Raw genomic sequence first — 20410 nt, forward strand, 5'->3', positions numbered from 1 at the left:
GATCAGATGGATATCGCTTGGTCTTCTTCGCGATCTTGGCCATCCGGCCACGGCTCTGCTCGGTCCACATCCCGAGCTTGAATCACAGACCACGATGAAGCGGAATCACCGCTCACGCCTTTTCCAAACAGCCTCTTAGAAACTACGGGCAAGCCGGCTCTGCAGTCAGTGGGCGTTTCCGTGAAACGTCGGGCGTTTCGAAATGGTCGTTAGGGCTCTTCATAACCCTCGGCCACTACTTCGACGGTTGAGCGAGTTGGGTCGTTTTGGAAGACTAGGCCGCCATGCGTTTCGCCCCGCCCGGGGACGTAAGCGAACGTAACCGTCCGCTCCTCGACGATTGCGCCACTCTGCGTAAGCGTTCCCCGCACTTCGACGCTGGCGGCGGTGGTGTCGCTAGAGTTGCGGACGACAACAGGCATGACGTAGCCGCCACCTGTTCGCTGCGCCGGTTCGCTCGCAACTGAGAGGCTGGGCGGACGCTGGCCCTCGCGAAGCCCCTCGGCCAGCAGGTAGCCGATCACTGCAACGGTGAGGATTAGGCCAAGGGCCGCGGCCACCCACTCCGCGATCGGTGTGCGCTTGAGGAGGCTGGGCCGCGGTTTCTTTCGCCAAACCATTTTCAGACCACCAAGCGCGCGAGCGCCGCGCCAAGGGTTGCCGGGAAACTCAGGACCGCCACGGCGCGCACGGTGTCGCTGAACCCTGCGTCGAGCCTGCCGAACGTCCACAGAATGTAGAGGCTGACCGAAAGGGCGATCCCGTACCCTGCCAGGGTGAAGTGCGCGAATGCGCGCGCGTGGCTTTCGTGATGCTCCTGGCCAGCGAACCCGACGGTGAAGACCAAGGCGTGCAGAATGATGAGAGACGCCACGACGAGCGCCAGAGCGTGCCACGGGCTCATCTTGAACCCGATCAGGATCATCTCTTCCGTCGGCGCCACGTTGAAGGCGAGGAAGAGAGCGCCCGCCGCCATAAGGAAGAGCTGGCCAAGATAGCCGGCGCGATCTTCCTTTGTCTGTCCGGAGGACCTTGCTTGGAGCTGCTTGTTCGCCAGGATGGCGCCCATGCTGGCCGGCGCCGCTTGCACCGCCATCATGCCGACGCCCTCGCGGAACGACGTGTCGGGGGTTATGAGTCCGAGCAAGATCAGCAGGATCGCTGACACCACAGAGCCAACCAGGAGCGCGGCCAGGGCGTCGAGCGCGTCGTCCGCCAGACTTGTGTCGTCGCGAAAGCCGGCGAAGCGGGCCAGTCCAAACACCACCAAGCTAGCGACGGCGAACAGGAGCGCCAGACGAGTGCGGTCCATGTGAAAGCCCAGCTCCCACATTTCCATCGTCATCAGCAATGGGAAGCTGAAGATCAGGGCGCCGGCGGCGGCTCGCGCCAGACCGCGGGCATAAGATTCTTCATCAGCAGCGACGGCCATTGCGAGCTAACGCACAATAGCGAAGCTTGCTCCCTTGCCGCTTTAAGATGGTTGCCGACGACCGCCGCTGAGCTTCCCCCACAGGGAGCCAGCGGCCTGACGAAACCTGAGAACGACAGCCGGGTGCGTTTGCTTTGACAGGGCGCTGTCGGGGCTACAGCCGTCCGGCCTAGCCGCCAACTGGTTTGGGCTGACAAAGCCGACCGCTGTGTCTGGCGGGCTCGCGATCGCCCACCAGACCCTTCGACGTCGAAGTGCAGGATCGCAGGTATCGCTCAGAGACGAAACCGCTCTACAGCCGGCAGCGGGCTACGACCCCACGTCGAACTACATATGTATCGGTGCGAGGATTATACGACCGATAACGGTTGAAGCAGGCGTTCACGTGCCGGTTCCAACCAGCGCGCGCGCGCCAATGGCGTGGCGGAGCAACTTCCCGGCCCCAGCGCGGATTCCACCGGTCATCGTGGTTGTCGATGGCGTTCGGCCGACCGTCGTGGTCGCGATCCCCCATGGGACCGCGGTTGTTGTTCCGAGAATCATAGGCGTTAGGAACGCCATCTCGGTCGCGATCTCCCATCGGGGCTCGATTGTCGTTGCGCGGGTCGTAGGCGTTTGGAACGCCGTCCTGGTCCCGATCCCCCATCGGGCGCGGCTGCGCGCTGGCGGCCCCAGCGCTGGCGGCGATGATACAGACGGCAAGGCCCATTATGACATGTTTGCGCATGATCGAATCCTTGAATGGCGTTTCCCACACGTGCAACGATCAGGTGCGCGGAAGGTTCTCAAGGACGCGACGCGGTTCCATACGCGACTTCGTGTCGTGCCCGCCGCGAAAGCCTGCCGAACCCTCGGCTTTGGCTCTCAACTCCGCGATGGCTTTCAGGGGGCGTGACCTGGATGCGCCTGCCGGCAAGGGGGCGCGGACACACGTCGTCGCGAGAACCTCGATCTCATACGAAAAGTCCCGGCGGATGCGTGCCGCCGGGACCCAAGGAGGTACGCCGGATGCGTGGCCAGCGTACCGCCAATGAAGACCTCGCTGCGTGCAAGGTTCCTTTGAAACCAATCACGCTGGTGTGCGCTTAAGCTTGGCAACACACAGGGAGTTACACGATGCGCATGATCCACTTTGTAGCTACGGCCGCTGCAGCGCTTGCCTTGACCGCTTGCGAGAGCAAGGCGGACAAACAGGCCGAAGTGAAGGCGGACTCGTTGGAAGCACAAGCCGCGGCCACGCCGAACGAAGCACAAGAAAAGGCGCTGAACGAAAAGGCGGACGTGATCGAACAGCAAGCGGGGAACGCAGACGGCGGCGCGACCACCGCCAACACCCCCACGACCAACGCGCCGGACATGCCAGCGCCGAAGTAGCATCGGAGCCCAATGCAGGCCTGTTGACGCCCTCGGCCCCGCTCGAGGGCGTCAATATGCCTGGACTCCCAACCTCAGTGACGTGCGACGCGGATCGCCTGGGCGAACGCCTGTCATCAAACGCCTGGCGGCCCAGCGCGCTGCGTTGGGAGCGGGGCGCGTAGGGCGAACCATCCTTCTGCAGCCGCTCGCCAAGCCGGCGCGAAGAAGATTCACTCCGAAGCTTGGACACTGTCACACGCGCGAGTGATGCGACAATGTTGGTGTGCCTGATGGGCAACTTTGGCGTCTTGAAAAATTTGCGAGGGAGCGCAGATTCCCGAAAGCCCTCGGCGCGGGCTGAGGGTTGGAGAAAGGAAAGATCTGGAGGCCTGCTATGCGTCTGGCGACATCAGAGCAGCTTATCGAAAACCAAGGTCTCGGCGCAGCTTTAGAGAGGTGGTTGCGCCCCTCGGTCGGGTTCCGACATCCGCGTGAGGTCCTCAAAGATCCATTTCTCGACGGAGCGCAAAAGCGCGCAGTCCTTACCTCCTGGGCGTCGGACGCTTCAGCTGTGCGGGACGAGCCTTGGCTTCGTTGGCTTCTCGGGACTCCCGAGCCCGTCCCCCTCTCAGACATCCGCGAGGCCTTGGAGCGTTTAGACCGCACCTACGATGCGTGACCTCAGCTCCAGGGGCCGCGATCGCCGCTGCGTTGCTAGCCTGACGCCGCGCGCCGGAACACCAAGCAGGCCAGCGACGAGCAAACTCTACGAATCTGGCTGCGCCGTCACCGCGTTGCTGATCGCTTCCGCTAAAGCGACCTGACTAAAGGGCTTCGGCAGGCGTGGGATTTGAGAAGACGCATGAGCCGGGAGCTCCGCATAGCCAGTGGCAATCACGACCGGCAGTCCCGGTCGCAGCGACTGCAGCTCTTTCGCCAGCTCGAGCCCCGTCATCCCAGGCATCGCTTGGTCAGTGATAACCAGGTCTATTTCGTCATGGTCCAAAAGAAGGTCTAGAGCCTCGGAACCGGAAGCGGCTTTCAAGACAGTATGGCCGAGGTCTTCCGCCAAAGCTGCGGTGTTGGCCAGCACCAGCGGATCATCGTCCACGGCAAGGATGCGGAGCTGTCGCCCCAGCGGAGCCGCGGCAGTCAGAGGTGTCGGCTGCTGCTCCGCAACCGCATCGGTCGCTTTCGCGGCTGGCAACCAGAGCTCAACGGAGGTGCCTTCGCCGGGCGTGCTGTCGATCTTCATAGCGCCGCCCGACTGGCTGGCGAGGCCATGGATCATAGAAAGGCCCAAACCGGTCCCTTTCCCCACGCCCTTGGTCGTAAAGAACGGTTCGGTGGCTTTCGCCAGGGTTTCATCATCCATGCCCACCCCCGTATCGACGACGGAGAGGCAGATGTACTCACCCGAAGGGACCGGCAGGTCGGCGCTTCGGGAGGTGCGGACTCGGCGGGCGCTGATGATGATGGCCCCGCCATCCGGCATGGCGTCGCGGGCATTCACCGCCAAGTTGAGCAGCGCCGCTTCTAGCTGGCTCGCATCGGTGCGCACTGAAGGGAGGTTGGCCGGGATGCGGATGCTGACCCGGATGGTTGGCCCGATGCTCCTTTGAATGAACGGCTGCATCCCACGGACGAGGGACAGCAGGTCCACGGCTTCGACTTGAAGGTCCTGCTTGCGGGCGAAGGCGAGCATGCGCTGCGTGAGGGTCGTTCCCCGGCGAGCGCCTTCCATCGCGTTCTCCAGGAGGCTCATCAGCCTGGGGTCGTTCTGCGCGCGCTTCTTGGCAAGCTCGAGGCTGCCTTGGACGGCCATCAGGAGGTTATTGAAATCGTGCGCCACGCCCCCCGTAAGCTGGCCGACAGCTTCTAGCTTCTGAGCCTGGAAGAGCGCCTCTCGGGTCTCATCGAGCACCCGCTGCGCCTCGACGCGCTCGGTGATGTCGCGCGTTATCTTCGCAAAGCCGAGCAGATCGCCTTGCTCGTCGCGAATGGCGTCGATGACGACATGCGCCCAGAAGCGTGTCCCGTCTTTGCGGACGCGCCAGCCTTCGGTCTCCCATCGGCCATGCTCGGCCGCCGCCTTCAGCCCAGTTCGCGGTACGCCCGCCTCGCGCTCATCAGCGGTGTAGAAGGTGGAGAAATGCCGGCCAATGACGTCTTCCGACGCATAGCCTTTAAGCGCTCGGCCCCAGCGTTCCAACTGCTGACGTGGCCGTCAGCGTCAAGCATGTAGATCGCGTAATCGGTTACGCTCTGCACCAGGAGTCGGAACTGCTGTTCGCTGCGTCGAAGCGTCTGCTCTGCCGCTTTTCGCTCGGTCAGGTCGCGCGTGACCTTTGCGTAACCCACCAGTGCTCCCGATGGATCACGAATGGGGTCTATGACGACGTGAGCCCAAAAGTGCGAGCCATCCTTGCGGACACGCCAGCCTTCGCGTTCGAACCGCCCTTCGTTCGCGGCGGTCCGCAACGCCTCGGATGGTACGCCAGCTTCACGTTCCTCTTCAGTATAGAAGACGGAAAAATGCTCCCCGATGATCTCCGAGGCCGCATAGCCCTTGAACCGCTGTGCGCCGGGGTTCCAACTCGTAACGCGCCCGTCGACGTCGAGCATGTAGATCGCATAATCAGTGATCGAATCGATTAGCAGGCGGTGGCGGTCGTCGGGGTTTGCCGACTTTTCTGGGCTCGGCGTCGGCTTCATGCTGTTCCTCAACCCCAAATAAGCGCCGCCAAAAGCCAATGGTTGCAAAGGCGAGCCTCTCGATGAGCGCGCTGGCGAGCGTCGCTAACCGACGCAAGGGTTCGCAATGAGAGCATGGCCAGTTGTGCGCGGCGCGGGTCTTGTTGAGCTCCGAAGCGCCGGGTTTCCTTGACGAACCTCCGGAGTGGCTAGACCGCTTGTGTCGTCGCACATGCGCCGCGGCGTCCCCCTAAACAGTACGCCCGATCATGCGCGACGCTCGGCGGCTCGGCCTGGACCTCGGACGAGATCACTGAGCAATCGCACTACCGCGGCGTTCGGCGCGCTCAGCCGCACTTAAACTGGCGCAATCCCGAGGCCGTGGGGCGATGTTGAAAGCTCTGCGCTTTTGGCGCCGGGCAGACGTCCGACGAAGGACCGATTCCGGCGCATCTGAAAGCCGTCGTTCGCACGTGGCGTCTGGAGTTGATTGGCTCGGCCGCGGCCGTGCGAAGCAGCGCGATAGGGAGGGACAAGGTCCCCGGCGGTGTGCCGGGGACCCGTTGGTCCGGTACTACTTGGTGGTCTTTTTGACGGCGGTCTTGGCCTTGCCCACGGCTTCCTTCGCCGTGCCCACGGCCGGTCCGCCGCGCCTTTCGCCGCAAGTTTCTTATCGCCGGCGGTCTTACCGGCCGCTTCCTTGACGGAACCGACGGCCTTCTGGGTCGCGCCCTTGGCGGTATCGCTGTTCATCGTGGTCACCAGGTTTGAGCGGTTGAGATCGTTCAGAGCGCCCGGCGGCGGAACACCATGTGGTAGACCAGCAACACGATCACCGAGCCGATGAAGGCGACGAAGATGCTGTAGATATTTATGCCCGTCGCGCCGGAATGACCGAACTGGTTGAACAGGAAGCCGCCGACCATCGCGCCCACGACGCCGAGTACGATATCGAGCACCAAGCCTTCGCCGGTCTTGTTGACGACCTTACTGGCCAGAAAGCCTGCGATGAGGCCCACGACCAACCATGCGAGAATAGACATCCAAAAGCCCTCCACCGCCCATGCGGCGGAGTGGAAAAGCGTGCAGGAAATTAACGTTCCCCAGCAGCGCTTGTTGTTGCGTAAAATTACACAACCTAGAACTCACGTTAGTGAGGATGCCTATGAACACGCTCCATTTCGTCGCCCTCGTTAAGGGCTCGCAGGCCGCCGGATACACGGCGCGCTTCCCCGATCTACCGGACTGCTCAGCGCACGGCTCCGATGTGGCGGCGCTAGTGATCAACGCGCGCCACGCGGCGCTAGCCCGACTACAGGGCTTGGCCGACGAGGGCGAGGCTTGGCCGAAAGCTACCCCGGCAGAACAGGTGATAGTGGAGCCCGGGGCGTTCATCGTCCTGATCGACGTAGCGGTCGACGATCCCTTTATCCGGATCAATATTTCACTGGGCGAGCGTCTGGTGCAGCGCCTTGATGCAGCGGCCGAAGCGGCGGGAATGACCCGCTCCGGCTTCATTGCCCAATCTGTCCGGATGAGCCTAGGCGAGCAGCCTCGCAACGACTTCGAGGGCGTTGGCCGAAAGCTGCAGGACGAATTCAGCCACCTGGCGCGCAAGATCAATGACGCGATCGGACCAAACTCGGCGTTCGAGAAGCGCATGGCTGATCTCGATGACCGCGTCTATGACGGCGTCCGCCGGGCGGCCGACAGCGTGTCTGCGGCTATGAGCCGTCGCCGAGAGGCGGCAAAGGAGGCTGGCGAGGGTGGTCAGCCCGACGCCGACGACGCTTAGTCGGCGGCTGTCATGATCTCCCGGATCGGCGTCGTGGGGATCTGCACCCCGATCGTCGCGGTCTGGCGCCTTAGCTCTCGTGCTCGACGTCGTCGCCCAGCACCTCTAGCCACCAGTGGCTACTCTTTCGATCGCTCTGCTGCGTGAGATTGAGCTGTTTAGGGCGCTGGGTCGAAGTCGTCATATTCTCTCTGCTCCCAAAGTATTGTCGTCGAAAATGTCGGAACATTATGAAATAATTTCAGGCGGCCATCGATCCAAAGGTTGAAAATACTGAATTTAGGAATGTTTACCTAGACCGTCCATAAGCCGATCTGGCTGAATCCGCTTGAGGGACCCCGATGGAAATGCCGGTTTTCGAGACTCTGACGATCGAAGTGGACGCCGGCGTCGCCGTCGTAACTCTGAACCGTCCCGAGAAGCTGAACGCGTTCAACACGCGCATGATGCAAGAGCTGATCAGCGCCTTCGACGTGACCGATGCGAACGACCAGGTGCGCGCCGTCATCGTCACCGGCGCGGGTCGCGCGTTCTGCGCTGGAGCGGATCTGTCGGCCGGCGCCGCGACCTTCGACTATGAGGCGCGGGGCGGCCAGGATCGCGACGCGCGCATGATCGACGGCGTCTGGCGCGATGGCGGCGGTCAGCTGACCTTGCGCATCTTCGACAGCCTGAAGCCGGTGATCGCGGCCGTCAACGGGCCGGCGGTCGGCGTCGGCGTCACCATGCAGCTGGCGATGGATATGCGGCTGGCGTCGACCGACGCTCGGTTCGGCTTCGTCTTCACACGTCGCGGTCTGAATCCCGAAGCTGCGTCGTCCTGGTTCCTGCCCAGGTTGGTGGGCATGCAAACCGCCCTCGAGTGGTGCCTGACGGGTCGCTTCGTGGCGGCTCAGGAAGCCCTGGAGCGCGGCCTGGTGCGTTCGATCCATGCGCCGGCGGAACTCTTGCCTGCGGCCTTCGCCCTGGCGCGGGAAATCGCTGACAACGCCTCGCCGGTCTCGGTGGCGCTGACGCGGCAAATGCTCTGGCGAATGGCGGGCGCGGCCCACCCAATGGAGGCCCACAAGGCTGACAGCCGCGCGATTTTCGCCCGCGGCGCAATGGCCGACGCAAAAGAGGGCGTAGCGGCGTTTCTGGAGAAGCGGATACCGTCGTGGAGCGACAAGGTGTCGAGCGATATGCCCGACATCTGGCCCCATTGGGAGAAGCCGGAGTTCTTATAGGCCTGGGACCTGGAATCAAAGGGATTGATTACGTATTGGATCCACCTGCGGGTGGCGTCCCGAAGTCGCTGGAGAAGCGTCTCCCAGCGTGCGCGATACTGCAGCGGCCGTACGCGCTGACGGTCGAAGCCAATCGGTCCCAGAGGCGAGAGATGGATCTGAGGTTGTCTTACTTCGCTCGGTTTGGGGCAGGGGGCTCTAATGTCCGCTCCAGCAGCCGGCCACGAAGGCGAGAAAACCTAAGGCGGCGGCCGCGAAGGTTCCTGAAAACGTTGCATCCAGCGAGTTAGCTGCGCGTCTGGGCGCGGGCGGCGTTAGCCGGCCGCGCTTAAATCTCCAGTGCACATGCTTGACCCGACAAGAGTTGAGGGCACGCGTCGGCTACCCCCGCGCCTTTGCATGCGTGGCGCTACGCCTGCGTCACGATCAACGTGGCCACGGGCGAGGTACAGCGCGCACCCGCTTTGCAAATGAGGGTGTTGAGCGCTCCGAGTTCATCTTGAGACCTTTCGACCCGCGCCAGGCGCTTGATGCGCTAGTTCGAGGTATGCGCCTTCAAGCGGCGTGAGGACTTGACCTATCGCGCCGCGCTGGTGATCGGACTTGGTTGCTTCTTGATGGCGGCCACCATCGGGTTCGCAGGCATTTAATGGGGCCTAGGATTGTCCTCAGCCCAGAGAGAAGCGGTCGGGTCAGGAGGCGACACCTCGCCTCAGGCTCACGTCGAGCGGTGCGATCTCAAGGGCGATGCGCACCTAGACGCCGCGGCCGAAGAACTCGGGAGACTGCGGCGCGGGCTAGCTGAGAGGCAGGCTGCAGGGGCTCGCAGCCGACGACAATTCGCCGCACTCGACCCAGCTTGCAAACCTCAGCTCGGCTCTCCAGTTTTCGCCCCTCGAATAAGGGGGGCCAATGCCCACATTTCGCGCCTACGTGCTTGATCCCGCAGGCCACATCGTTTGGGGCGAATGGATCGAAGCTGAGGATCAGGCTGAAGCGGAGCGCCAAGCGCATAAGCTCTGTGATCAGGGCAATCCGACTGTCGAACTGTGGCAAGGCGCGCAGCAGCTCGCGGAAATCCCCTGCGTGGAGGATCACTAGACTGGTTTGACTTCGGTCGCTAACGCACTCCGTCGGGTACATCACGCAACAAACTGGTCGGGGCGGCAGGTCGTCGCAGACCAATCCCCTGGGGCGTCCGCGTTGAGAGACAGAAGTGCTCCCGCCTGTAAGGAGCGCTTCGTGAACCGCTACTTTTTCCACACTGGATCTGACACGCAACGGCTAAGGGTGATCGTCAGTCGAGATCGTATTTTCGCGCCGATCGACGGCGAACATTCTCGTGCCGTCCAGCGAGACCACGATATGGTCGCACCGCTCCTCCTGCGCAAACATCTCTCGGATCACCTTCAGAACGTCTGCCGCCCACTCGACTTCCCGACGTTGCTTCGCGACAGGGTCATTTGGATAGTATAAAGTCAAATAATACAACGCCGACCTCATAACTAGCCTGGGTCCTCGGCGATAATCGGCGCCGGGGGGCATTTGCGACTTACGCGAGGGGCTCGGCGGGTCGCGGTGTGTCAAACTTTGCAGGCGGCGGGGAGGTTCCGTTGGAACACCCAGATCGACAAAGCCCTCCGTCGGGCGCCGGTGGCTCCCTTACAGCGCGGACCCACACGGGTGGCCGGCGGCATTCGCCGCAGAAATTACGATCGCGATCTCCCATCTGGGCGGCCTTGTCGTTGCGAGGATCGTAGGCGTTCGGGATCCCGTCTCTGTCCCGATCACCCATAGGCCGGGGTTGGGCGTCGGACGCTCCGGGTTCCGAATGTTTATCATCGGCCCCTCTTAACGTCCTGCGGCGTTGTAACGCGATCAATAGGGCTCCGCGTTAGCTCCGGGAGAAGGATTACATCGCACACTCCGTCCAGTGCACAGCTGGAATATTGCCATGATTAACGTGCTGCTCTGTATCGGAATGGAGCACAATATTTGGCTCGTCGGTGTCGCGGCCTTCGTCTGTGTGACTTCAACATTGGCGACGTTCTATCTATATTCCAGGGTGCCGTCTCCGTCTTCCTGGAGGAAGATGGGTTGGCTGACCATGACCGGCCTAGTCGCGGGCGCGGACATCTGGACCACGCACTTCGTTGCAATGTTGGCGTTCAAGTCGGGTCTTCCGACGGGCTACGCTGTCCTGCCGACCACCGCATCGTTAGGCGTCGCCGTGTTCAGCACGACCTGCGGATTCGCCATCGCTTCATCGCGCATTGGCCGTGGTTCAAGTTTGACGACTGTGGGCGGTGGCCTCGTCGTCGGGCTAGGCATCACTCTTATGCATTACGTTGGAATGCTGGGCTACCGGACGGCTGGCGTCGTGCAGTGGGACACGGCGTATGTCACGGCGTCGGTTGCGGTCGGCGGTCTGCTCGCCTCAGCCGCGTTGCTCGTCGCGCATTCGAGGAGCGGCGTCGCGTCACGCGTCGGCTCCGCTGGGCTTCTCACCCTCGCTATCGTCGGCATGCACTTCACCGGCATGACCGCAGTGACGGTCGTGCCGGACTCCAGCGTCCGCGTGCCCGCCACGCTGATGTCGACGGCGGTTATGGTGGCGGCCTCGGTGGTTGTCACCGCTCTGATCCTCATAGTCGCGACGGGTGGGGTCGCCCTCGACGCCGCTCGGCGCACCGGAAATCTGCGCCGCTTGCGTGAAGCGCTAGACGCCATGCCGGAGGGCCTGGCTTTCTACGATGCGTCTGACCGCTTGACCGCCTGGAACGCCCAATATGACGACCTATGCCGGTCGAACGGCGCAGAGCTGAAGGTTGGGCTCGAATTCGCCAGCCTGCTAGAATCCTCCGTTCTCCACGGCGCTTATCCTGCTGCTTGCGGTCGCGAGGCGGCTTGGGTGGCGGAACGACAGGCGGCCCGCTGGGGGGCGGCGCCCAGCGTCGTACTGCAGACCGCGTCGGGTCGCTGGTTGCGGGTCAACGAGCGCCGAACTGCCGATGGTGGAACGGTTTCGGTCAGTGTCGATATTACTGATCTTAAACGAGCCGAAGCCGCGATGGCTGAAGCACGCGACCAGGCCGAGGAATTGGCGCGTCGCGCTGAGGCCGCTGAAGCGGTTGCTGGCTTCGGACACTGGCGAGTGGATGCCGGTACCCACGAGCTCACCTGGTCAGCCCAGATCTACCGGATTTACGGGCTCGATGCAGACCAAGCGCTCGACCTTGAGCGGGTCATGGCCATGACCCACCCGGACGACGCGTTGGTGGCGAGCGTGCGCCTTGAGGAGCAACTCGCCCGCGGTGGCGCCGACGAAAATTCCTTGACCCGTATCGTACGCGCCGATGGGGAGGTGAGATACCTTCTTTGCAACTCGGACACCGAGCGTGGCTCAAATGGAGAAGTCCTCGCGGTGATCGGCACTGCGCTCGACGTCACGGCTCAAAAAATGGCCGACATCGCGATCAGGACGAGCGAGGAACGTTTCCGTAGTCTTGCCGTCAACGCCCCCGACATGATCACTGAGTTCCAGCTCGACGGGATCATGACTTATGTCTCGCCGGCGAGCCTCGCCATAACCGGCTACACGCCTGACGAGCTGGTGGGCCAACACTTTACGACGCTGATGGAGCCAGAGGATGGCGAGAAGGTCTTGGCCATGTGCCAAACCGTCTTCCGCTCCAAGGGCAAAATCGCGGCCTGGCCGGTCGAATTTCGTGCGCGGCACAAGGCAGGCCATGAGCTTTGGCTTGAATGCAAGCCGACGCTGACCGCAGATCCGATCACCGGCAAATTCAACTGCCTCAACGATGTCGTGCGCGACATTACGCCCAGAAAGGCCCTCGAGGCGCGCCTTCGACTTGCGCAGGTCGAGGCGGAGGAAGCGGCCTCCGTGAAGGCGGACTTCCTAGCCAACATGAGCCACGAGCTGCGGACGCCGCTAACAAGCATTATCGGATTCACAGGATTAGCCGCCGAGCAGGCTGATCTGGCCGATCTGACTCGCGACTACATCGACCGCGTCGGCAACGCTAGTCGCGCACTGCTCTGCACGGTGAACGACATCCTCGATTTCTCGAAGTTGGAGGCCGGCCAGGTGGCTATCCACCCGGAGGCGGTGTCTGTCAGTAAACTATGCCGGGACACGCTGGATCTGTTCACGCCGCAGGCCGGCGCCAAGGATCTCGGCTTGTCTCTCGATGGCGGGGCGAGCGGCGATGATCTGGTCCTTTTGATAGACCCAGATCGTCTGCGCCAAATCCTGCTTAATTTGGTGAGCAACGCGGTCAAGTTCACCACCGTCGGCGGCGTGGCTCTGCGCACGCGTTATGACGACGACACAGGAAACCTGCGCGTCGAGGTGGCCGACACGGGTGAGGGGATCTCTCAGGACAAGCAGGAACGGCTGTTTAAGCGATTTTCGCAGATCGACGGATCGTTGACGCGGACTCAAAGTGGCACGGGCCTGGGGTTGGCGATTTGCAAGGGCCTGGTTGAGGCCATGGGGGGTCATATCGGCATCGAGAGCCAAGCCGGAGAGGGCAGCTGCTTCTGGTTCGAGATACCCTCGCAACGCGCTGTCTTGGCGGAGACGCCGAAGGTGTCCGAGGCGTCGGATCAGATCAGTTTCACCGGAGTCCGCGTGCTAGTTGTCGATGATCACGCCGCCAATCGAGACCTCGCCAGGTTGTTCCTAACCGGTGTTGGGGCGGAGATCACAGAGGCGGCGGACGGCGAGTCCGCAGCTCAGATGGCGTCAGAAGCGCCCTATGACGTTATTCTCATGGACGTCCAGATGCCCGGCCTCGATGGGCCCGGCGCCCTTCGCAAAATACGAGCGGCGCCGGGGCCGAATGACATGACGCCCATTCTCGCATTCACCGCTGACGCGGACCCCGCCGCGCTGTCGAAACTCATCAGTTTAGGTTTCGAGGATGTCGTCGGGAAGCCGGTCGAGCCGCAAGCCTTGATCGCCGCCGTGGGGCGCGCCACGGCGTTTGCTGAGCAAATCCGGAAGAGCAGCGATGCCGCCTAAATACCGGATCCTGGTCGCGGAAGACGATCGCGACATCCGCGAGCTTATTCGTACGCGCTTGATAGCCGCGGGCTTCGAAGTGCACACCGCCCGGAACGGGTCCGAAGCTCTCTCCAGTGTGTCGGCGGTTCGCCCAAATGCTCTCGTGTTGGATATCAACATGCCCGAGGTGGATGGGTTTGCTGTGCTTGAGGCGCTGAGCGCCCGCGGCCAACTGCTGCCTGTCCTAGTGCTGACCGCAAGGCACGCTGTTGACGATGTGAAGCGCGCGATCAAACTGGGCGCTAAGGATTACCTGACAAAGCCGTTTACAGAGGCTCAGCTGCAAGCTCGGGTGGGAAGGCTTCTAAGATTGGTGGAGACGGGGCCGCCGGCTACCTTTCTTCCAGATTAGCCTCGTCGACAGTTCGCGACAAAGGCGAACGAAAGGCTCGGAGTTGGCGCTTGTCGGATGCGTGCGGCGGTACCTGGTGAAATCCGACCTGTGGCCCGCATTTGAAGCTTGGCGAAGATTGGAGAAGACGGGAAATTGGCTTGTGGCAGTGGAACAAGCTGTGCCCTACCGCACTGTAGAGAAATGGCCCTGCGAGCGACGGCATGGGTCATTGTCCGGGGGGAAATGACATGCGGGGCAGGGCGCTGTCGGTGCTGTTCCTTCTGTCGGCGGCGGCCGCACGGGCGGAGACGTCTTCCGATCTTGCACGCATGTCGCTCGAGGAACTGTCGAACGTCGAGGTCACCTCGGTCTCAAAGCGTCCTGAACGCATCGCTGAAGCTGCGGCTTCAGTCTTCGTGCTTACCAACGATGATATTCGCAGAAGCGGCGTGCAGAGTGTAGCGGAGGCTTTGCGGCTCGCTCCTAACCTCGGGGTGCAGCGGGTCGACGCCCTCGACTACGGCATCTCCGCCCGCGGTCTCAACGGCTTCGAAAGCGCCAACAAGCTGCTGGTCCTGATCGACGGCCGCAGCGTCTATTCGCCATTCTTTTCCGGTGTGGAATGGAGCCAGCTCCACCCAGACCTGCCGGATTTAGACCGGATCGAGGTCGTGAGCGGCCCCGGCGGCACGCTATGGGGAGCGAACGCGGTGAACGGCGTGGTCAATATTGTCACCCGCCCTGCCGACCAAACTCAGGGGTTGGCGGGCCTCGCCGCCGGGGGCGCCGGCTACCAGTCCTACACGGCCCGCTACGGCGGCCGCCTTGGGGCGGATGGAGCGTTCCGAATCTACGGCCGCGCCTATGATCGTGCGGACAGCATTCGCGACGGCAGCAGCGCTGCGGATGGATGGAAGGGCGGCCAACTGGGTTTCCGGACCGATTTCGACCGGGGCCCGACGCACCTTACGCTGCAGGGCGATGCTTACCACGACAGGGTGCCATCTCAGATTCCCGCCAGCCCGAACGGCAAACTTGTCGGCCAGAATCTCCTCGTCCGGTGGACCCAGGCGTGGAGTGATGACGCAGACTTCGAGGTGCAGGCCTACTACGACCGTTATGAGCGGATCGCCCGCGGGATCCTCGATGGGGTGAGGACCTACGATATCCAGGCGGAGCAGCGGCTGACGATCGGCCAACACCAGCTCGTTTTCGGCGCCGGCCATCGGGTCTGGAAGGATCGCTTCGCGAACTTCGTCAACGGCTTCGTCTTGGACCCGCCGACGCGGCGGTCGGAATTATCCAACGCATTCGTGCAAGATCAGGTCGCCCTCGGGGATGTGACGCTGACAGTGGGCGTAAAGGCGGAACACAGCACCTTAGGTGGGACGGAGTGGATGCCGAACGTGCGGCTCGCTTGGCGTCAGTCGCCGAACACACTGCTCTGGGGCGCCGCCTCAAGCGCCGTTCGCAACCCCTCGCGGCTAGATCGTGACCTGGTCTTTCCACCCCTCCTCGTGCGTTCGCAGTTCGAGGCGGAGCGGCTGATCGCCTATGAGTTGGGGTATCGTGGGCGACCGCATCCACGTCTCTCGCTCTCGGCGACCATCTTCTATCACGACTATGAGCGGCTGCGCTCCACCGAGCCGACGCCGGTCACCATTCTGCCGGTTCGCATCGCAAACGGACTTGAAGGAGAATCATGGGGGCTGGAGATCTGGAGCGATTTCCAAGCGACGGAGCGGTGGCGGCTCAGCGCCGGGATCTCCGGTTTAGGTAAGGACTTTCGGACATCCGACAACGCAGTCGACCTGTCGCGGCTCGCCGCGGTCGGCCACGATCCGAATTTCCAGATGATTGCTCGCTCACAGCACCAGCTGAGCGACCGCCTCGATCTCGACCTGCGGGTCCGATATGTGGGAGAAGTACCGGCCGAACTAACGCCGGGATACCGCAAGGCGCCGGCCTACGCTGAGGCCGATGCGCGGCTCAGCTGGCGAGTATCAGACCGCGTCGAACTCTCCCTGGCGGGCTTCAATCTCCTGGATGCGTCCCACCCCGAGGCGACGGAGCCACGGCGCAACGAACTGCGGCGCAACTACCAGGTCGCGGTCCGGTACGGCTTCTGAAAATGCATCGTCGCGATTTCATCGGCGCGGCGGTTCTCACGCTCTCTATCGCCGCCGGGGATGTGAGCGCCCAGGAGCGCGCGCCGGAGTATCAGGTGAAGGCGGCGTACCTTTCCAAGTTCGGCTCCTTCGTCGAGTGGCCTGCGACGGCGTTTGCGGACGCGCGTTCGCCCGTCCAACTCTGTATCGTCGGTCGCGACCCGTTTGGAGACGCCTTGGACCGTTTGGCGCAGGGGCAGACAGTCAACATGCGAAGCCTTCGGGTCCGCCGGATCAGCGTTCTTGCGCCGAACTCCGGCTGCCATATTGCGTTCCTCGGCGGTTCGGCGGCGCAGTCCCCAAGCGACGCGGTTCGCGCCGCGTCCGGGGCGCCCGTGCTCACCGTCGCCGACGGGCCCATCGGAGAGCGCGCCGGGATCCAGTTCGTGATCCAGGCGAACCGGGTCCGTTTCCAGATCGACCAGCGCGCTAGCGCCGGCGCCGGCCTTGAAATCAGCTCTAAGCTGCTCAATCTCGCCGTGGCGGTGGTCCGATGACGGGGGTGCGGAGACGCAGCATCCGGGCGCTTGTATCCGCGGTGGGCGCGCTGGCGCTGGTTGTCGCAGGGCTCATTGTGGGTCTCGTCAACGAGCGGGCCTTTCGCGTCCGTCAGGCGCAGTCGCTTACGGCGCAGGCCGAGGTGCTGGCGGCTACGGTCGAGCCGGCGCTCGTATTCCAAGACCCGTCCGCGGCCGGAGACCTGGTTCGCGCGTTGCGGCCGGACGCCCGCGTCGAGGCTGCTGGGATTTACGATGATCGCGGCGCACGCGTGGCGGAGTTCGGGCGGGGCGGCGAACGTCCGCCTGGGACGGTCGCCGAGGCGCGGCCGGCGCCTGGCGTCGCCGTCGCGGTCACGGCGCCCGTCCTGCATGAGGGCGTTCCCATCGGAACGGTCTATCTGCGCGCGGCGCCTGAACCGCTGGGCGATCTCGTCCAACGTCATGCCGGCACCGCGTTGTTGTTGCTCATGGCCGTGCTCGTTCTCGCCGGGGCGCATGCGGCGCAGGCGGCGCAAGCCCGAGCCGCCGCGGAGTCGCAGGCCCGCGCCCTTGAGCTGGCCGACATGAATGAGCGTCTCCAGCAGCAGATTCGCCGCCGGGAGACGGCCGAAGAAGCGCTACTCCAGGCTCAGAAAATGGAGACATTGGGGCAGCTCACCGGAGGGATCGCGCACGACTTCAACAACCTGCTTCAGACTGTCCAAGGCGCCTTCGACGTGATTTCCAGTCGTCCTTCCGACACCGGGCGCGTCGAGAAGTGGGCCCGGATGGGCACGGAGGCCACGCAGCGCGGCTCACGCCTGACATCGCAGCTCCTTGCGTTCTCGCGGTCACAGAAGCTGGAACTGCGCCCGGTCGATGTGCGCGAGGTCGTGGACCGGCTACGCGAACTGCTCCCCACGGTGCTCGGCACTGCTGTGAATGTGGTCTTCGACGTTCACGAAACCGAGGCGTGGGTCATCGGTGACGCGACGCAGCTTGAGCTCGCTGTGTTGAACCTCTGCATCAACGCCCGCGACGCCATGCCGGACGGAGGCGAGGTGCGCGTCAGCACGCACTCGGAATTCGTGACCGAGGATTCCAACCTGCAACCGGGAAACTACCTGGTGCTGTCCGTGGCTGATACCGGCGTCGGGATGCCGGCTGATATCCAGAAGCGCGCGTTCGATCCCTTCTTCACCACCAAGGGCGTCGGGAAGGGTACGGGTCTTGGCCTCGCGCAGGTCTATGGCATAGCTAAACAAGCCGGCGGACTTGCACGCCTCCACAGCGAGACGGGAACGGGCACGACAGTCTCCGTTTACCTTCCGGTGGCCAAGGACAATGTGGTTGCGCCCTCCGACGAGGTTGCGTCACAAGCCGGGAATGCGGGCGCGCGCATCCTGGTTGTCGATGATGACGCGGGCGTGCTGAGCTACGTGAGTGATGCGCTCACGACGCTGGGATACGCCTGTTTCCCGGCTGACAACGGGCCTGCCGGCCTTGAGATCCTGGAGCGGGAACGCATCGACCTGGTGCTTGCGGACTACGCAATGCCTGGTATGTCGGGCGCGGCGTTCGCCCGACTGGTGCTGGCCCAGCGACCAGAGCTTCCGATCCTGTTTGCGAGCGGCTACGCGGACTCCGAAGCGCTAGAGCAGGCGCTCGGCCGACCAGCGCAGCTACTGCGAAAGCCGTTTGATCGAGCGACGCTTGGCGCGCGGGTCGCTTTGTCATTATCGACTCCGCCGACACCCAAAGTTGAGTGAAAAAGGCGCCAGGTAGCGAGCACTGGCCAGAGGGGGCTCGGTCGGCTGCGGGTTCAACGTCCGCGTCGGGCGGACCTGTTGTGTCCGGTGTCGCCGCGACGATCGCGAACCTTACTTCCCCGCCAGAGCCGCCTTCACCAGGGCCGCGTTGCAGGACTTGTATGCGTCCCGAACGAGGTCTTCCCAGGCGGGGAGGTTGACCAACACCGCATCGCCGCGGGCGGCGTTGTCGCCGAAGGCGGATGTCGGGGCGACCGTTGAAGCGCCGGCGACGTCGGCGGCGAAGGGCGCTGCGGACCCATAGACACGGCGTCGACAGGCGCGCGAGGCGCCCAGGCTACTTGCAACAGCAGACGTTCAGAATGTCTCAGAAGTGTCGGAAGCGGCCCGCTTGGGTGTGAAGCCTACTTGCGGTCCTAGTGAACGTTGCGCTTGGTGGTACGTCACCATCAGTGCAGTGTCCGCTAGCGCTTGACCGGCGTGAGCGAAGTCCCTCCGGATTCAGCGCCCAACCGCGTTTCAGACTATGCCCGACGGCTCCTCTACGGCGCACCTCTTGCGTCCCAAGCTCGTCACCACTTTCGGTGAGGGCTATCGGCTGGTTCATTTCCGGCAGGACGCCGTGGCCGCTGCGACGGTGGCCGTCGTTGCGTTGCCGCTCTCTATGGCGATCGCCGTGGCTTCGGGCGTCTCGCCCGAGCGTGGGCTTTACGCCGCCATCGTCGGCGGTTTCGTGGTCTCACTGCTGAGTGGCAGCCGGTTCCAGATCGGTGGGCCGGCTGGCGCGTTCATCGTGCTGGTTGCTGCGACCGCTGCGCAGTTCGGCGTCGATGGCCTGCTGTTAACCGTAATGATGTCGGGCCTGATGCTGACGCTGCTGGGCGTGTTAAGGCTGGGCTCCTTGATCCGACACGTCCCGCACGCGGTGACCGTTGGTTTCACCTGCGGGATCGCCGTCATCATCGCGGCCAGTCAACTGAAAGATTTGGGGGGTTTCCATCTCTCCGCGGCCGAGCCCGGCCCGCTCATCGCCAAGCTCGCGGCGCTTGGCGGCGCGCTTGCCACCCTCACACCCGCGGCGCTGGCCCTTGGATCGGGGTCGGCGTCGCTGATCTTCCTGTTAAGGCGCTACCGGCCGACCTGGCCGGGCATGCTGATTGTCGTAGTAGGCGCGTCGCTTGCCGCAGCCCTGCTGCGCCTGCCTGTCGAGACCATCGGCAGCCGTTTCGGGAGCCTGCCCCACGGCCTGCTGGCTCCCCGGCTCCCCGACGTCAATCTTCAGCTTGTGTTACATGTCCTGCCGGCCGCGCTCTCCTTCACCCTTCTGGGTGGGATCGAGAGCTTGCTTTCGGCCAAGGTCGCGGATGGCATGACCGGCCGCAAACACCGATCGAACATGGAACTGATCGCCCAGGGATTAGCCAACATCGCCTCGGCGCTCTTTGGCGGAATCAGTGTCACCGGCACGATGGCGCGTACCGCCACCAACGTGCGCGCGGGCGCGGTCAGCCCGCTTTCGGGCATAATGCACTCGACCTTTTTGCTGCTCTTCATCCTCATCGCAGCACCCCTGGCCAGCTTCATCCCTCTCGCCGCACTCGCCGGGGTGTTGCTGGTGGTGTCTTGGAGCATGGCGGAAAAGGCCGAATTCGTCCGCCTCCTGCGCGACTGGCGCACGGCCGCAGTAATGCTAACTACCCTCGGTCTCACCCTGGCCAGGGATCTTACTAGCGGCATCGTCGCGGGCTGCATGCTGGCGGTGGTGTTGGCAGCCTTCAAGCCCGCTGCGCCCAAAGAGCGCAACTAGACCTCCCTCTCTACGCGACGGGCCTGAGCCGGACGCGCTAGCGAAGGGCGAGATGCGCAGTTCGCGGCGGAGGCTTAGAGTGTCCCGGTTGGACTTTCAGAGCGTCCATTATGCAAGTGAACCTTGAAGCATTTTCAGCGCGTGGCGGAGGCATGCCAACCTCACCGCTCCGCGACCAATGTCCCCGAAGTGCTGCTCCTCTACTCTGGGCGCCCGGCCGGCCTGAGCAACGGCGAAATACACTAGGCCAGGTTCTTCACC

At 63.4% G+C, this 20410-nt stretch carries 16 protein-coding genes; 10 read left to right on the forward strand and 6 right to left on the reverse strand.

Going from position 1 to position 20410, the window contains the following annotated elements; translation table 11 throughout:
* Positions 1-622: 622 nt before the first annotated feature.
* Both Q8M88_RS15940 and Q8M88_RS17760 read right to left on the reverse strand, forming a co-directional pair.
* Positions 623-1432, reverse strand: coding sequence for a TIGR02587 family membrane protein (locus Q8M88_RS15940; RefSeq protein ID WP_305598141.1), 810 nt, complete (start codon positions 1430-1432; stop codon positions 623-625).
* A 292-nt stretch (positions 1433-1724) separates the two neighbouring features.
* Entirely contained in the window at positions 1725-2159 is a 435-nt protein-coding gene (locus Q8M88_RS17760; protein WP_371132739.1) for a BA14K family protein, read from the reverse strand.
* Between the two features lie 389 nt (positions 2160-2548).
* Here Q8M88_RS17760 and Q8M88_RS15945 point away from each other — a divergent pair, with 389 nt between their 5' ends.
* Positions 2549-2806 (forward strand): hypothetical protein, encoded by a 258-nt coding sequence (locus tag Q8M88_RS15945; RefSeq protein WP_305598142.1) that lies wholly within the window; start codon positions 2549-2551, stop codon positions 2804-2806.
* A 748-nt stretch (positions 2807-3554) separates the two neighbouring features.
* On the opposite strand, the gene Q8M88_RS15950 is transcribed toward Q8M88_RS15945, so the two are convergent.
* The 3 genes from Q8M88_RS15950 to Q8M88_RS15960 form a co-directional block, all read right to left on the reverse strand.
* On the reverse strand, positions 3555-5000 hold the full coding sequence (locus Q8M88_RS15950; RefSeq protein ID WP_305598143.1) for an ATP-binding protein: 1446 nt from the start codon (positions 4998-5000) through the stop codon (positions 3555-3557).
* Entirely contained in the window at positions 4883-5503 is a 621-nt protein-coding gene (locus Q8M88_RS15955; protein WP_305598144.1) for a PAS domain S-box protein, read from the reverse strand. Before Q8M88_RS15955 ends, Q8M88_RS15950 begins: the two co-directional genes overlap by 118 nt.
* A gap of 764 nt (positions 5504-6267) precedes the next feature.
* Positions 6268-6525: a GlsB/YeaQ/YmgE family stress response membrane protein gene (locus Q8M88_RS15960; RefSeq protein ID WP_305598145.1), complete on the reverse strand. Its 258-nt coding sequence runs from the start codon at positions 6523-6525 to the stop codon at positions 6268-6270.
* Between the two features lie 122 nt (positions 6526-6647).
* Here Q8M88_RS15960 and Q8M88_RS15965 point away from each other — a divergent pair, with 122 nt between their 5' ends.
* The 9 genes from Q8M88_RS15965 to Q8M88_RS16005 all read left to right on the forward strand — a co-directional run bounded on the left by Q8M88_RS15965 (position 6648) and on the right by Q8M88_RS16005 (position 20149).
* Positions 6648-7277: a type II toxin-antitoxin system HicB family antitoxin gene (locus Q8M88_RS15965; protein ID WP_305598146.1), complete on the forward strand. Its 630-nt coding sequence runs from the start codon at positions 6648-6650 to the stop codon at positions 7275-7277.
* A gap of 341 nt (positions 7278-7618) precedes the next feature.
* Positions 7619-8503, forward strand: coding sequence for a crotonase/enoyl-CoA hydratase family protein (locus Q8M88_RS15970; protein ID WP_305598147.1), 885 nt, complete (start codon positions 7619-7621; stop codon positions 8501-8503).
* Between the two features lie 912 nt (positions 8504-9415).
* Positions 9416-9604 carry a hypothetical protein gene (locus Q8M88_RS15975; RefSeq protein ID WP_305598148.1) on the forward strand — a complete coding sequence of 63 codons (189 nt, stop codon included), beginning with the start codon at positions 9416-9418 and terminating at the stop codon, positions 9602-9604.
* 853 nt (positions 9605-10457) lie between these two features.
* Positions 10458-13550, forward strand: a complete 3093-nt coding sequence (locus Q8M88_RS15980) for a PAS domain S-box protein (protein ID WP_305598149.1) — start codon at positions 10458-10460, stop codon at positions 13548-13550.
* The gene (locus Q8M88_RS15985; protein WP_305598150.1) at positions 13540-13944 is read left to right on the forward strand and encodes a response regulator transcription factor; all 405 of its coding nucleotides are present in this window, start codon (positions 13540-13542) and stop codon (positions 13942-13944) included. The genes Q8M88_RS15980 and Q8M88_RS15985 overlap by 11 nt, the downstream gene beginning before the upstream one ends.
* A gap of 251 nt (positions 13945-14195) precedes the next feature.
* Positions 14196-16055, forward strand: a complete 1860-nt coding sequence (locus tag Q8M88_RS15990; protein WP_305598151.1) for a TonB-dependent siderophore receptor — start codon at positions 14196-14198, stop codon at positions 16053-16055.
* A gap of 2 nt (positions 16056-16057) precedes the next feature.
* Positions 16058-16591, forward strand: a complete 534-nt coding sequence (locus Q8M88_RS15995) for a YfiR family protein (protein WP_305598152.1) — start codon at positions 16058-16060, stop codon at positions 16589-16591.
* Positions 16592-16632: 41 nt separating this feature from the next.
* Positions 16633-18342 (forward strand): ATP-binding protein, encoded by a 1710-nt coding sequence (locus tag Q8M88_RS16000; protein WP_305598153.1) that lies wholly within the window; start codon positions 16633-16635, stop codon positions 18340-18342.
* Between the two features lie 556 nt (positions 18343-18898).
* Positions 18899-20149: a SulP family inorganic anion transporter gene (locus tag Q8M88_RS16005; RefSeq protein WP_305598154.1), complete on the forward strand. Its 1251-nt coding sequence runs from the start codon at positions 18899-18901 to the stop codon at positions 20147-20149.
* 108 nt (positions 20150-20257) lie between these two features.
* On the opposite strand, the gene Q8M88_RS17765 is transcribed toward Q8M88_RS16005, so the two are convergent.
* Positions 20258-20410: CinA family protein (locus Q8M88_RS17765; protein ID WP_371132740.1), on the reverse strand; the 153-nt coding region annotated here is incomplete at its 5' end.

Source organism: Phenylobacterium sp., assembly GCF_030693805.1.
GTDB lineage: Bacteria > Pseudomonadota > Alphaproteobacteria > Caulobacterales > Caulobacteraceae > Phenylobacterium.